Raw genomic sequence first — 14,816 nt, 5'->3', positions numbered from 1 at the left:
CATAGACTTAGATCCTCTGGTCAATTGTTTGTCTACCTCGCTCCTGCTTAGACTGTTGGAAAATATCCAATGAGGACAGTTCATGCGTGACAAGACGCTCTGCGTAAAGCGGCCCGAAGTTTCCCACCAAGGTTTTGCGAGCCTTGCAACACCAACCTACCGGGCATCGACAATCGTCTTCGACAGCGCAGAAGCCTATGCCAACCGCTCCAAGCGAGGCCCCGACGGCTACACCTACGGCCTCCACGGGACACCGACCTCCCGCACTCTCGAGGCATCGATCACGGCTCTGGAGCAGGGGCTTCGGACAGTTCTCGTTCCCTCGGGACAAGCCGCCATCACTGTGGTTTTCCTCTCTGCACTGATGCCCGGCGACACGGTTCTCATTCCCGACAGCGCCTATCCGCCGGTGGCGGGCTTCTGCGAGAACTACCTGAAGCCGCGCGGCATCTCCTACCGCATCTATGACCCCATGATCGGCTCCGGCATCGCAACCCTTATCGACGACACCGTCAAGCTGATCTGGACGGAATCGCCCGGGTCTACGACGATGGAGATCCAGGATATTCCCGCCATCGTCGCGGCCGCAAAATCCCGCGGCGTTCTGACCGGCTGCGACAACACCTGGGCGACTCCGCTCTACTTCAAGCCGCTCGCCCATGACATGGACTTCTCGTCGATGGCGCTGACGAAATATGTCGGCGGCCATTCCGACCTTCTCATGGGCTCGATCGCGGTCAAGGACATCGCGCTCCACAAGAGGCTGAAGGACACCATGCGGATGATCGGGATGGGGGTTTCGCCTGATGATTGCGCGCTGGCGCTTCGCGGCATGGAAACCATGGGCGTCCGCCTTGCACATTCCGGGCGGGTTGCCCTGGACTTCGCCAGGAAGATTGCAGAGCGCGTAGAGCCGGAACTGGTGCTTCATCCAGCCCTTCCCGGGGCCGCCGGGCATGAATTCTTCCAGCGGGACTTTGCCGGCGCGAGCGGCGTGTTCAGCCTTGTCATTCCCCCGCACGCAGAGGCTGCCCTCCCCGACCTCTTGACGGCGGCGCAGACCTTCTCGATCGGCGCCTCCTGGGGCGGCACCCACAGCCTTCTTGCACCGATGACCATCACCCGCGCGAATGACGCTCATGCCCATGCCGGCACGATCTTGAGGATCAACGTTGGCCTGGAAGATGAAGACGATCTCTGGGCAGACCTCGAGCCGATCGTCGAAGCGATCGCGACAGCGCCCGCCGTGAAGAAGGCTGTCTGAGCAAATCACGAACCAAAAATAACAAAGGGAACGACAACATGAGAAACTGGACAATCGGCATTTTGGCAGTCGTCGGCACACTGATGGCTACGACGGCACACGCAGGACCAACGCTCGACAAGGTGAAGGAGAGGGGCCGCATCGTCTGCGGCGCAAGTCAAGGCACCATTGGGTTTGGATCCCCTGATGACAAAGGCCACTGGAGCGGCCTCGACGTCGAAACCTGCCGCGCTGTGGCAGTCGCCATCTTCGGCGACAAGGACAAGGTGGAGTTCGTCCCCTTGAGCGGTCAGCAGCGCATTCCGGCGCTCCAGACCGGCGAAATCGACATCCTGCCCCGCACCCTGACATGGACACTGCAGCGAGATGCGAACGGCATCAACTTCACCACGCCGACCTACTACGAGTTCACAGGCTTCATGGTCGCAAAGGCATCCGGCGTGACCAAAGTGGAAGAGATGACGGGGGCATCAGTCTGCGTACAGACGGGCTCGACCACCGAGGTCGTCGTCAACGATGTGTCCACCAAGCTGAATCTGCAGCTCAACCCGGTCGTGTTCGACAACGTTGCCGCCACCCGCCAGGCTTTCTTCTCCGGCCGCTGCGATGCTCTCATCACAGATGCGGCCGCGCTTGCTTCCGTTCGCGCCACGCAATCCGACAAGCCCGACGACTACGTCATCTTCCCGGCGACCAAGTACATGGATGCCCTGACACCGGCCGTGCGCCACGGCGACGACAACTGGACGGATATCGTCAACTGGTCGATCCAGGCACTCCTCAATGCGGAGCTCTACGGCATCACCCAGGCCAACATCGACGAAATGATGGGCTCGGACGACCCGCGGGTAAAGCGCTTCCTCGGAGTCGAGCCCGGTAACGGCAAGGCGCTCGGACTCGATGATAAGTTCGCCTACAATATCGTCAAGCAGCTTGGCAACTACGGCGAAATGTTCGACCGCAACCTTGGTGCCGGCAGTCCTCTCAAGATCGAACGCGGTCCCAACAGGCTGTTTTCCGATGGCGGGCTGATGTTCCCGATGGCCTTTCAATAGCGATTGGTGTCGATCATGATTTCCGCTGTTCTCGATAACAGACGGTTCAGAAGCTGGGGCGGGCAGATCCTTCTGCTGGGCGGCTTTGCCGCCCTCCTCCTCTGGCTTGTAAACAACACCGTCACCAACCTCGATGCCCGCGGGATCAGGGTCGGCTTCGACTTCCTCTGGCGTCGCGCCAATTTCCCGATCTCGGAAAGCGTCCTGCCCTACGACCCCTCCGACAGTTTCTTCTGGGCTTACGTCACGGGCGTCGGCAACACGCTGGCGATATCGGTCCTTGCAATCTTTCTGTCGACGGCGCTTGGCTTGCTTGTCGGACTGGCGCGGCGGTCGAAGCATCCGCTGACGTCAGGCGTCGCCGGCGTCTTCGTGACGACCATGCGCAACATGCCGCTGATCGTCCACCTGCTGTTCTGGTACGCGCTTGCAACCACAGCGCTGCCGGCGCCGCGCGAGGCCTATAATCCGCTGCCCGGCGTCTTCCTGTCGCTGAGGGGCTTCTACATTCCCGCACTGGAACTGGACGCCATGGCCTGGCTGATGATCGGCCTCGTCATCCTCGTGACCTTGGGCGCTTGGCGCTTGCGTCACCTCATGATGGGAACAGGCCGGTGGCATGACCGCCATCCTGTTCTGGCGCTTTTTGGGCTTACGGCCGTCGTTGCCCTCGGCGCGGCGCTGCTTCTCCAGCCAAGTGCCGTGATCAGCCTTCCCGAAATGCGGGGGTTCAACTTCACGGGCGGGCTGCGTCTGTCGCCGGAATTTGCCGCCCTCATGCTCGGCCTGGTGATCTATACCTCCGCTTTTATCGGAGAGATCATCCGCGGCGGCATCGACGCCGTGTCGATCGGGCAGTGGGAGGCCGGACGCGCGATCGGGCTGTCGGAACGGCATACGCTCACCAAGATCATCATCCCGCAGGCACTGCGCATCATCATTCCCCCGATGACATCGCAGTATTTGTCGACTGTCAAAAACACCACGCTTGCGCTGGCTGTCGGTTACCCGGAGCTCGGCCTCGTGGTCGGCACGGTGATCAACCAGACCGGCCAGGCGATCGAGAGCATCGGCTTGCTGCTCGGTATCTTCCTGACCATCAGCATTGCCGTGTCGCTGTTCATGAACTGGTACAATGCGCATGTCGCGTTGGTGGAGGCACGATGACCGTAGTTGATGTCGCCTCAACAGCTGTCCATATCGAGCCATCCGCTCCGCCAAGGCCACCGCGAAGGCCCCTCCTGCAGCTTTTCTTCGGCGATCTGGTGGCATCGGTGCTGACCGTCTCCACCGGCTTGCTACTGATCCTGATGATCCCGGCACTGAACTGGGCGGTGCTGGACGCGGTGTGGGCCACCGACGATCCCTCCGCCTGCCGCGAAGCCGGTGCCTGCTGGGCCTTCATCGCGGCGAAATTCCGCTTCATCATGTTTGGTGTCTATCCGCCGGACGAACAATGGCGACCGCTTCTGGTCATGGGATTGATCCTTGCGATGATCCTTGCCTCGCTCTCTCCCCGGCTCTGGGGCCAGAGACTGATCGCTGTCTGGGTCGCGTCCGTGGCCGTCATGCTCAGTCTGATGTGGGGCGGCTTCCTCGGCATGACGCCGGTACCGACATCGAGCTGGGGCGGGCTGCCGGTGACACTGCTGCTTGCCTTGCTGTCGCTCGGCCTCGGCTTTCCCTTCGCAGTCTTCCTGGCGCTCGGAAGACGATCATCGCTACCGATCCCCCGCATGCTGTCCCTGATGACGATCGAGCTGGTCCGCGGCTTGCCGCTGGTAGGGCTGCTGTTTGTAGCCTCCATCCTGTTGCCGCTGCTGCTTCCGGCAGGATGGTCGATCGACAAGCTCGGGCGCACGCTGGCAGCACTGACGGTGTTTGCCGCCGCCTACCTGGCAGAAGTGATCCGCGGCGGCCTGCAGGGTGTCCCCGCCGGCCAGATCGAGGCTGCCAAGGCTTTGGGCATCCCCGGATGGAAAGCGGTGTGGCACATCGTCCTCCCGCAGGCGCTGCAGAAAGTCATTCCTCCACTGACCAACACGGCGATCGTGATGGTCAAAAACACCAGCCTCGTACTCATAGTCGGTGTCTTCGACATGCTGAGCGCTGCCCGCGTAGCGGCAACCGACCCCGTATGGGGTGCTCCCTATGTCGAGAGCTACGTCTTCGTCGCCTCGATCTACTTCATGATCTGCTTCGGCATATCGAACTACAGCCGCTGGCTTGAAATCCGCGTGCAATCCCGGAGCTATCGATGACCGTGAATGACCTGAACGCTATCGAAGTGGCCGCCCTCGACAAATGGTATGGCAGCTTCCACGTCCTGAAGAACATCGACCTCACCGTGGCGGTCGGCGAGCGGATCGTCGTATGCGGTCCATCCGGCTCCGGGAAATCAACCCTTATCCGCTGCATCAACCGGCTGGAGGAGCACCAGCGCGGCAGTATCTCCGTCAATGGCATCTTGCTCGGCGACAGCGTCAAGAACCTGGATGCGATCCGGCGGGAGGTCGGGATGGTGTTCCAGCACTTCAACCTCTTCCCGCATCTAACCGTCAAGGAGAACTGCGCGCTGCCGCAGATCCTGGCCCGCGGAAAACGTCGACGAGACGCGGAAGAGATGGCCATGCATTTCCTGGCAAAGGTGCGCATCCCCGAACAGGCCGACAAATACCCCGGTCAGCTGTCCGGAGGGCAGCAGCAGCGCGTGGCGATCGCAAGGGCGCTTTGCATGACGCCGAAGGTCATGCTGTTCGACGAGCCAACCTCGGCTCTCGATCCGGAGATGGTGAAAGAGGTTCTCGACACCATGGTCACTCTTGCGGAAGAAGGTATGACCATGATCGTCGTCACCCATGAGATGGGGTTTGCGCGAAAGGTGGCGGACCGTGTGGTGTTCATGGAAGCGGGAGAGGTGATCGAGGTCAATGAGCCCAACGCGTTCTTCGACACTCCCTCGCATGATAGCACGCGGCGATTTTTGGCGAATATCATGCACTGAATGTGTCACCGCCAAACGTACAAACGGATCGGAGGCGCGCCGACACAAACCGTCCGATCGGCCGCCTTGAACGGATACGAACCGTCGACCCCTTAGTTCATCTACTATTTGGATAAAATTTGTCCAATTTGAAGAAATACTTGCTCTCCGGGATGGCTGGCTTGGACTATGAAGGCGAGCTCAGCAGTTCTGCGCGAAGGCAGACCAAAAATCAGAGCGCCTCCGCTGCGGAATCGGATTTCGCAAGCACATCACTTAGTATCAGAGGTAGGATTCCGCCGGCTTTGAGGATATCGACCTCTGCTCCCGTCTCGATCGCAGCGATTGCCGTGAAGGACGCTTCACCGCCTCCGTTTCGTCTAATGGTGACGGTTATCGGGCAGCGAGGCTCTATGCGGTCTGCATGGGCGTTGATCTCGATCAGATCACCCGGCGCCAGCTTGAGCGCATCCGGTCCACAGCCCACCGGAAGCCGTAGCGGCAGAATTCCCATGCCGATCAGGTTGGAGCGGTGAATACGCTCGAAGGTCAGAGCAAGGACAGCGCGGGCACCAAGCAGCGATGCGCCCTTGGCGGCCCAGTCGCGTGACGAGCCCATGCCATATCGTTCGCCGGCGACGATCACCACGGGCTGGTTGTCTGCTACGTACTGCTCGGCTGCACTCCATAAAGGAATGATCCGTTGAGACGGCCAGTGAATGGTCGAGCCGGGCGGGAGATCATCCCCCAGCTTGTTCCGGACCGTACGGTTGGTGAAGAGGCCGCGAACCATTGATTCCCAGTTGCCGCGCCTCGAGGCGTGGACATTGAGGTCCGTCGGGCTTTCGCCCCGCTCGATCAGGTAGCGCCCCGTTTCACTCTGGGCAGCGATCGCGCCTGCCGGAGAGATATGGTCGGTGGTGATATCGTCGCCGAGTACCAGCAGCGGCCTTGCCGCATAGGTGCCGAGCAGGCTGCCTTCGCCGAGCCCCGCGAACGGCGGCCGCCGGATGTAGGTCGAGTTTTCGTCCCAAGGAAAGACGGTCGTGGTCGGCGCATCGAGTTCATGCCAGACGCGGCTTGCTTCCGCTTCGTCATAGGCCGGCATGAAGTCGCTCGGGTCGGAGGCCAAAGCAAGCGCATCGTCGATCTCGGTGCTGGTTGGCCAGAGCATCGACAATCGAACGTCTTCTCCGGCATCGGACACCGCTATGACATCGGTCAGGATATCCAGTTCGACCGTGCCTGCCAGTGCAAAGGCGATGACGATCGGTGGAGAGGCCAGGAAACCTGCCTCGAGCTGCGGATGCACACGACCGGGGAAATTGCGGTTTCCAGAGAGAACTGCGACGGGCAGGATGTCCCGGTCAGCCATCGCCTTAAGAATTTGCGGCGTCAGCGGACCGGAATTGCCGATACAGGTCGTGCAGCCGAAGCCGACGATCCCGAAGCCGACGGCCTCGAGGTCGGCCAACAGTCCCGATCGACGAAGATAGCGCTCGGCAGTAGGCGAACCCGGCGCAAGCGAAGTCTTGACCCAAGGCAGCGGTTTCAGGCCGTAGGCCCTAGCTTTGCGGGCAAGCAGGCCGGCTGCGATCACCAGCCGCGGATCGGATGTGTTGGTGCAACTGGTAATCGCCGCGATTGCGACTGCGCCATCATTAGGTTCGCCGGCTCCGACATTAACGGCTGTCGGCTTTTTCATCGGCGCGATCGCTGCTGCGGTGTCACTGATGGCGATCCGGTCCTGCGGACGCGTCGGTCCGGCAAGGCTGGGCTCGATATCCGAAAGGTCGATATCCAGGACGCTGGTATAGGTAGGATTGGCATTCGGATCGAACCACAGGCCGACGCGCCGGGAGTATTTTTCCACCAGATCGATTTGCGCGTCCGTCCGACCAGTCGAGCGGAGATAGGCAAGCGTGCTTTGGTCGATCGGGAAATAACCGCTGTTGCCGCCGAACTCCGGCGTCATGTTGGCAACAACCGAGCGATCGCCAGCGGTCAATGTCGATACGCCAGGCCCGTAGAACTCGACATATTTGTCCTGAAGGTCGATCTTGCGAAGGATATGCGTCACTCCAAGCGCCAGATCGGTGGCAAGAACGCCGTCCTTCAGCCTGCCGGTCAGGCGGACGCCGACGACATCGGGCACGCGGAGCGCAACCGGCATGCCGAAGAAAACGCTCTCGGCCTCGAGCCCGCCGACACCCCAGGCGAGGACACCGATCCCGTTGATCATCGGCGTATGGCTGTCGGTGCCGATCAGCGTGTCGGGCGCAAGCCAGTTCCGACCATCCTTGGCGATAACGCTGACGACCGTTGCCAGTCGCTCCAAATTGAGCGTGTGCATGATGCCGGTGCCGGGCGGATGGACGTGAAAATCGGCAAGCGTGTTGGTTGCCCACTTCATGAACCTATAACGCTCGAGATTCCGTTCGAACTCACGCGTCATGTTGCGCTGCAGAGCACCGGCGCCCCCGAAGAAATCCACCGCGACCGAGTGGTCCGTGGAAACGTCGACCCGAACGACCGGGTTGAGCAAGGCAGGGTCACCGCCTGCCTCTGCCAGAGCCGACCGCATGCCGGCGATATCGACAAGGGCCGGGCCGCAGGTCGTGTCATGCATCAGCACGCGGGTCGGCAGGAATGGAATTTCGAGCTCGCTGGTGCCGTCGGCAAGCCAGGCCATGATGGCGCAGGCTGCGCGTGGTGCATCGGTTCCGGCGGTGCGAGCAACGTTCTCAAGCAGGATGCGGTGGATATACGGCAGCCGTTCGAGGTCTCCGCCCGCCAATGCGGGAAGGTCGATGATATCGTATTCGTTGTTTTCGATGGTGAACTTGCTGATCATCGTCATCCCAAGCTTGCTTCAAACCTATCTCGTCGCCGATAAATCAGTTGACGACACAGCATGCCTATCTACTCAATATAATCATAAAATGCAATTAATCTTGAGTTGCACTCGACTTCGATCAGGGGTTCGGACGCATTATTCGCTCTAGAGCTGTGGCGCCTTGATCCGGCCCGCTCCCATGATGTGGGTATAGAGAAAAGCCGCCGCTTCGTTACGGCGATCAGCCTCCAGCAGGTCGAGGATATGGAGGTGCTCGGTGGTCTGCTTGGGCAGGCGGCTTCGGTCGATGGTGACGTGATATTCGATCAGCCGGCGCAATCGGTTGATGCGCTTGATCGAGTCGAGGAAAAACTCGTTGCGGGAGCAGGCGACGAGCATTTCGTGGAAATCGTTGTTAGCCTTGAAGATCTCTGCGCGGGACCAGTGCTCGTATCCACCATCCCCGAGCGCCGTTTGGCTTTCGCGTGCTTTCGAAAATCCTTCGGCATTGGGTTCGAAGCTCGGTAGCAGCATTGCCTGCTGTTCGATGACAGCACGAAAGACATAACCGTCCTCATAGCTTTTCCGGGACGTCAGGGCCTGGCGGAACGACCAGCCGTTGCCGGGAAGTCGTTCAATCCAGCCTTCGTCGGAAATCCTGTGGAGGATTTTCAGAAGCTTGGTGCGTGGCAGATCGTACACCCGCATCAGCTCGTTCTCGCTGACCCGCTCCGGGAGCACGCCGGAAAGCCGGTCTTCGGCGATCCTGAAATAAATCGGTTCCTCGCCATCGCCTCCGCGGTCACTTTCCGCCTTGTTGGCGACATCAATTTTATCGCCATCGATAGCTAGGAAGTAACCGCGATTAGCCTCGGCCCGTACAATGCCCCGCTCTTCCAGCTTGCGCAGCGCGCTCATGATCGGTGCGCGGGATACCCGGAACAAGTCGGCGAGCATCTGCAGTGGCAGGTGATCGCCCTTTCGCATCTCGTTGGACCTCACAAAATCGATGATCTCGATACTGATCTGAGGTGAGAGGCTGTGTCGTGCCATGTCGTTGCGACTTCCTTTTTGCCCTGTAACCGGAAGTTCCAGCGACAGGGAAGCTTGGAAACTAAATTCTCGACAAAGCCAGCAAGGTCAATCCTCATCCTGCTGAAAGCGTGACAACCCACGGAAGATGAAGGGTGCCACGAGGGCGATCGTTGCCAGGCCGATCATGATCGCCGAACTCGGATGCTGAAACAGGATCATTGGATCGCCAAGGCTCATCTGCATCGATCGGCGCAGTGCACTATCGGCGAGGGGCCCGAGGATAAGCCCAACCACCGCCGGTGCAATCGGATAATCATAGCGGCGCATCAGGAAGCCGATGGCACCGAAGCCAGCCAGCAGCAGCAGTTCCACGACCGACGGGTTGGCCGCAATCGTCCCCATCGATGCAAACACCAGGATGCCAGCATAGAGCCATGGCAGGGGAATTTTCAGCAGCTTTACCCAGATGCCAACCAACGGAAGGTTGAGAACCAGCAGCATGACGTTGGCGATGAACAGGCTAGCCACCAGTCCCCAGACCAGGTCGGGATGTTGCGTGAACAGCAGTGGGCCGGGCTGGATGTTGTACTGCTGGAAGCCTGCGAGCATGACGGCAGCGGTCGCCGATGTCGGCAGCCCAAGGGTTAGCAGCGGCACGAGCGTGCCGGCCGCCGAAGCATTGTTGGCGGCCTCCGGGCCTGCAACACCCTCGATGGCTCCATGGCCAAACTCTTCCGGCTTCCGGCTGAGCTTGCGCTCGATGGTGTAGCTCAGGAATGTCGGGATTTCAGCGCCGCCGGCCGGAAGTGCACCGATCGGGAAGCCGATCACTGTACCACGCAGCCATGGCTTCCACGACCGCTTCCAGTCGTCCTTGGTCATCCAGATCGAGCCCTTTACCGGGATCGGCTGCTCGGGCTTGTGGAGATGCCGGGACGCGACGAGAAGCGCCTCGCCGATCGCGAACAGTCCAACGGCCAGCGTGGTTACCTCGATGCCGTCGAGAAGCTCGGGCACGTTGAAGGTCAGACGCGCCTGTCCTGTGAGCTGGTCGATGCCCATCAGGCCAAGCCAGAGGCCCAATGCTAGGCTGGTCAGGCCGCGCAGAGGCGACGATCCGAACGTGGCAGACACGGTTACGAAGGCGATCAGCATCAAGCCGAAGTAATCCCACGGGCCAAATTTGACCGCGACCTTGACCAGCAGCGGCGCCAGAAAGGCCAAGCCGACCGTTGCGATCAGCGCCGCGACGAACGAGCCGATAGCAGCGGTGGCAAGTGCCGGTCCGCCGCGTCCGGCACGGGCCATCTTGTTGCCTTCCAGGGCTGTGACGACGGATGCGCTTTCGCCCGGCGTGTTCAGCAGAATGGCCGTTGTCGAACCGCCGTACATGCCGCCGTAGTAGATACCAGCGAACATGATGATGGAACCGGCCGGGTCTAGCTTGAACGTGACCGGCAGCAGCAATGCCACCGTCAATGCGGGGCCGATGCCGGGGAGCACGCCGACCGCGGTACCGATGATCACGCCGATGGCTGCATAGAGCAGATTGGCAGGCTGGATCGCCAGCGAGAAGCCGTCGATCAGGAACGAAATCGTTTCCATGTGATGGTCCTCAGAACAGCCGCTCAAGCGGGCCTAGTGGCAACGCGAGGGTCAAGAGTTTGTTGAAAAGCAGGAATACGAACGAGCCGATGACCGCCCCGAGACAGATGTCGGCAATGAAGGCCTTGCGGCCGAAGGCCCGGGCAGTGAACGCGAAAAGCAGCGTCGATCCGAGAATGAAGCCCCCACCCAGCCAGATCGAAGCAATCAACCCTGTCAGCGCCAGGGCGATCCAGCCGACAGCCTTCCAGTCAGCGACCTCGACCTCCACGTCGGACGGCTTGAATGCAGACAGGAGGTGCCCGATAGCGAGGACCAGGAACAACAGCGCGACGAAATAAGAGGCGGCGCTTGCGCTCATGCCATAGGTGGCACGGTTGGTCATGTGACTTGCGTCCCAATAGGTGATCGCCGCAATGGCGAACAGGACGACTGCGATCACCGCAGGGGTGCGGTTCAAGGTAAGGGGGATTTTGGTGGTCATTGTTTCCTCATCGCGAACGGGAGGAGCTTTTGGCTCCTCCCTTCTGCGTAAGATCAATCAGCCAGGCCAATCGACTTCAGGATGGTCTGGACACGTCCGGTTTCGGAAGCGATGAACGTCTTGAACTCGTCGGAAGGAGCATAATAGTCGGTCCAGCCGCGAGTTTTCAGGATCGCTTGCCACTGATCGGATTTGACAGTTTTGTCGATAGCGGTCTTCAACGCCTCAAGGTCAGCACCCTCGACACCTGGGCCAGCGAAGATGCCGCGCCAGTTGACCAGCTCGATATCAAGACCCTGAGCCTTCAGCGGCTGCGCTTCGATGCCGGGGATCGCTTCAGGATAGGAAATCGCCAATGCCCTCAGATCGCCGGACTTGATCTGGCCTTCCCATTCGCCGTAGCCGGAAATGCCAGCCGTCGCCTGGCCGCCGAGCATGGCTGCCAGCGACTCGCCGCCGCCGGAATAGGCGACGTAGTTGACCATAGCAGGCTCGGCTCCGGCCGCCTTGGTTACCAGCGCTGCGAGAATGTGGTCAGCACCCCCGGCCGATCCGCCGACCCAGATTGTCTTTGCAACGTCAGTCTTGATGGTGGCGAGCAGGTCGGCGATCGTCTTGATCGGCGAGTCCTTCGGCACGACGATGACAAGCGGATCGCCGGTCAGACGCGCAATCGGCGTCACCTTGGTCAGATCGACGGGAGACTTGTTCGAGATGCTTGCGCCGACGAGCGTAATGCCTGCGACCAGCAACTGATTTGGGCTACCTTTGGCAGTGCCGATAAACTGAGCCAGTCCAACAGTGCCACCGGCACCTGGAACGTTGACCACCTGCACGCTCTTCGCATTGCCGCTGACGCGCATGGCTTCCTGAAGTGACCGAGCGGCCGAATCCCAGCCGCCGCCTGCACCGGCAGGTGCCGTAATCGTCAGCTCAAGGTTCTGTGCCGATGCCTGGACATTGCTCAGGCTGACGGCACTGGCGAGCAATGCAGCTATAAGACCGAATTTCATGAGTGTGCGCATGGATATCCCTCCTCGCGTCGATTAGCTCACCTCCTGAGCTGGACGGAAGGACGTTGCATTATATAAATATAAAAGTAAATACGTCTATGGCCGCGAATGAATGCAAAAATTGAGGAATTTAGCAATGGTTCTGAAAAGTCGGCCGCATGAAAGTATCCGCCATCGTATGCCAGAAAATAGCGACGGCGATCACAGCCCCACCAATCGAAGTCACGCTTGATGGTGTTTCGCCGAAGAATAGCGATGCCCCGGTTGGCACCGTTTCCACTGTGAGAATGAGTGCTGCTTCAGCGGTAGGGATGCGCCGTGCTTCAGCTAAAACGAGAGCAAAGGCATAGTTGGTGGCACCGAAATGCCGTGATCACCCAGTTACTGAGGTCCACGATACCGATGTAGGCTAAGGGTGCGAAAATCAGCCTGCCGAGGATGAGCTGACCACGGTCGGCGGAAGGATTTGGACACTCGGGTTGTCGCGAAGCGTTTAAAATTACGCTATTTGATGCATTAGCTTGTTGGGGTGGTATAAGGGTAATAGGTACCTGATCCACAAATCGATGGCGCCTGCTTTGCACCGGGCTGTATCCGCCAATTGTCTTGCGGGACACGCATAACATGCTCGCAGGCGACCCGGATGACAGCGGGTTGATTGTACGCCGCCTTGCGTTGCTTGAAGAGGTTACCGTCGCGAGCCCTGAATACCTTGCGAAATACGGCACACCTAGATCATTAGAAGACCTTCACTCGCAGTCACATCGAATGATAGGATTCGTCTCATCACGTACGGGCACCGCATTGCCTCTCGAGTTTACTAAGGAAGGTGCGGTCCGACATGTGACACTCCCATCACCCTAACTGTCACCAGTTCAGATACCAGTGCTGCCCTTACCCGCGCCGGCTTTGGAATCGCACAAGCACCACGATTTCGCTACGCAGAGGAATTGGCATCTGGCTCAATTATTGAAACTCTTGTGGCCAACCCACCGACTCCGACACCGATTTCAGTGATTTACCCTGGACAGAAGCACGTCTCCCGTCGACTACGAGTGTTCATCAACTGGCTGGTCGACGTTTTTGGCAAATTGCAACCAGTGCCGTAGGCATACGCAACGACACCTTTAAACGCTAGAATACCTGCAACTGTGGCTTCACCGTTCTGCCTAAGAAGCTCATGATGAGAGCTAACACCGCTGGCTCTGTTACTCCTGACACGATTCCGTAATACCCGCAGGCAAGATGAATGGGACAGTGAAACTGGGCTGATTGATCAACTACCTCCTATTGAAGCAGGTTTTGCTCGACTTACGCTGGAATTCAGCTCAGCACATCGACTACGGTTCTGGCGAGAGCCATCGTACCAAACGCAATCGAGCGCTCGTCGGGCTGATAGATTGGACTGTGCACCTTGTCCTGCCGGCCTGGCTGCGATGAGCCCACGAGCAAGCGGAATGACGGCACCATCGCGGCCATGAGCGCGAAATCCTCGCCTCCCATGCTTGGCTCGAACTCTATGGAGACGTCTCCCAGCTGTGCGGCGATCGCTTCGACCGTTTTCGTCAGCATGCCTTCATCATTGAAGATTGGGGGCGTTCCACGGGTGTAGGTCAGGTCGCAGGTCGCTCTGAATGCCAGTGCCACACCGTCGCACAGACGCTGCAAACCGGTTTCCGCAGCATCGCGCGCCTTGGGCTGCCGGCTGCGCACTGTCCCCTTCAGTTCGCAAATTTCCGGTATGATGTTTCTCGCCTCACCGGCATGAATAGAGCCGACAGTCACTACGCAGGCGTCAAGCGCTCGCACATCTCTGGAAACGATTGTCTGGATCTGACCGACCAAATGGGCGGCAACGACGATTGGATCGACGGCAGCATAGGGCCGCGCCGCGTGCCCACCTTTGCCGCGAACGACGATGTCGAACGAATCTACCGACGATGTGGCGTATCCATGCACGATGCCGAACTTGCCGACTGGAAGCTCCGGACGGTTGTGAAGGCTGAGCGCCATGTTGACGCCCTCCATTACGCCATCGGCAATCATTTCCTTTGCGCCACCGATCGCCTCCTCTGCAGGTTGGAACACCAGCCGGACATCGCCGCAAAGGCGATCTTCCAGCTGCTTCAAAACCCCGCCCACGGCCAAGACGGTAGCGGTATGAAGGTCATGACCGCAGGCATGCATCCGGTTCGGGATTTTGCTGGCATAGGCAAGGCCGGTCTCTTCCTGCATAGGCAGAGCGTCCATGTCTCCCCGGATCAACAGTGTTGGACCTGGCCGTTTACCCCGGATATGCCCAACAACGCCGGTGCGCCCGATGCCTGTCGTATGTTCGATACCCAGTTCTGTCAGCGTACGGGCCACAAGTGCTGCCGTGCGGACTTCCTCGAAAGCTATCTCGGGATATTCGTGGAGCTGCCGGCGAATCTGAATAAACCGCTGCTCATCTTGTTTCACCAAGTCAGCGATGAGAGCGCCTATGTCGTTGATGCCCGACGTAGAGGATTGTTCAGTCATAGTCTGATTTCCTGATAGATG

Annotated in this window: 11 protein-coding genes; 5 read left to right on the top strand and 6 right to left on the bottom strand. The window is 59.6% G+C overall.

Going from position 1 to position 14,816, the window contains the following annotated elements:
* Window positions 1-82 precede the first annotated feature (82 nt).
* From metC to J3A65_RS21855, 5 genes are read left to right on the top strand one after another with little or no spacing between them, the layout of a single operon-like run.
* The gene (gene metC / locus J3A65_RS21875) at window positions 83-1,264 is read left to right on the top strand and encodes a cystathionine beta-lyase (RefSeq protein WP_209903782.1); all 1,182 of its coding nucleotides are present in this window, start codon (window positions 83-85) and stop codon (window positions 1,262-1,264) included.
* Window positions 1,265-1,302: 38 nt separating this feature from the next.
* Window positions 1,303-2,319, top strand: coding sequence for an amino acid ABC transporter substrate-binding protein (locus J3A65_RS21870; protein ID WP_209903780.1), 1,017 nt, complete (start codon window positions 1,303-1,305; stop codon window positions 2,317-2,319).
* A 15-nt stretch (window positions 2,320-2,334) separates the two neighbouring features.
* Window positions 2,335-3,486, top strand: coding sequence for an ABC transporter permease subunit (locus J3A65_RS21865; protein ID WP_209903778.1), 1,152 nt, complete (start codon window positions 2,335-2,337; stop codon window positions 3,484-3,486).
* The gene (locus J3A65_RS21860) at window positions 3,483-4,580 is read left to right on the top strand and encodes an amino acid ABC transporter permease (protein WP_209903776.1); all 1,098 of its coding nucleotides are present in this window, start codon (window positions 3,483-3,485) and stop codon (window positions 4,578-4,580) included. Before J3A65_RS21865 ends, J3A65_RS21860 begins: the two co-directional genes overlap by 4 nt.
* Window positions 4,577-5,323, top strand: coding sequence for an amino acid ABC transporter ATP-binding protein (locus tag J3A65_RS21855; protein WP_209903774.1), 747 nt, complete (start codon window positions 4,577-4,579; stop codon window positions 5,321-5,323). The genes J3A65_RS21860 and J3A65_RS21855 overlap by 4 nt, the downstream gene beginning before the upstream one ends.
* A gap of 211 nt (window positions 5,324-5,534) precedes the next feature.
* Here the strand turns inward: J3A65_RS21855 and acnA are convergent, their stop codons facing one another.
* From acnA to J3A65_RS21820, 6 genes are all read right to left on the bottom strand, one after another.
* Window positions 5,535-8,162: an aconitate hydratase AcnA gene (gene acnA / locus J3A65_RS21850; RefSeq protein ID WP_209903772.1), complete on the bottom strand. Its 2,628-nt coding sequence runs from the start codon at window positions 8,160-8,162 to the stop codon at window positions 5,535-5,537.
* A gap of 141 nt (window positions 8,163-8,303) precedes the next feature.
* The gene (locus tag J3A65_RS21845; RefSeq protein ID WP_209903770.1) at window positions 8,304-9,191 is read right to left on the bottom strand and encodes a GntR family transcriptional regulator; all 888 of its coding nucleotides are present in this window, start codon (window positions 9,189-9,191) and stop codon (window positions 8,304-8,306) included.
* An 87-nt stretch (window positions 9,192-9,278) separates the two neighbouring features.
* Complete coding sequence (locus J3A65_RS21840) at window positions 9,279-10,778, bottom strand: tripartite tricarboxylate transporter permease (protein ID WP_209903768.1); 1,500 nt, start codon at window positions 10,776-10,778, stop codon at window positions 9,279-9,281.
* Window positions 10,779-10,788: 10 nt separating this feature from the next.
* On the bottom strand, window positions 10,789-11,262 hold the full coding sequence (locus tag J3A65_RS21835) for a tripartite tricarboxylate transporter TctB family protein (protein ID WP_209903766.1): 474 nt from the start codon (window positions 11,260-11,262) through the stop codon (window positions 10,789-10,791).
* A 53-nt stretch (window positions 11,263-11,315) separates the two neighbouring features.
* Window positions 11,316-12,287: a tripartite tricarboxylate transporter substrate-binding protein gene (locus J3A65_RS21830; RefSeq protein WP_209903764.1), complete on the bottom strand. Its 972-nt coding sequence runs from the start codon at window positions 12,285-12,287 to the stop codon at window positions 11,316-11,318.
* A gap of 1,311 nt (window positions 12,288-13,598) precedes the next feature.
* Window positions 13,599-14,795 (bottom strand): M20 family metallopeptidase, encoded by a 1,197-nt coding sequence (locus J3A65_RS21820; RefSeq protein WP_209903762.1) that lies wholly within the window; start codon window positions 14,793-14,795, stop codon window positions 13,599-13,601.
* Window positions 14,796-14,816: the final 21 nt, after the last annotated feature.

This window comes from Rhizobium sp. PvP014, assembly GCF_017876855.1.
Taxonomy (GTDB): Bacteria; Pseudomonadota; Alphaproteobacteria; order Rhizobiales; family Rhizobiaceae; genus Neorhizobium; species Neorhizobium soli.
Note: the sequence above shows the minus strand (reverse complement) of the source record. Positions and strands in the feature narration are given on the sequence as shown.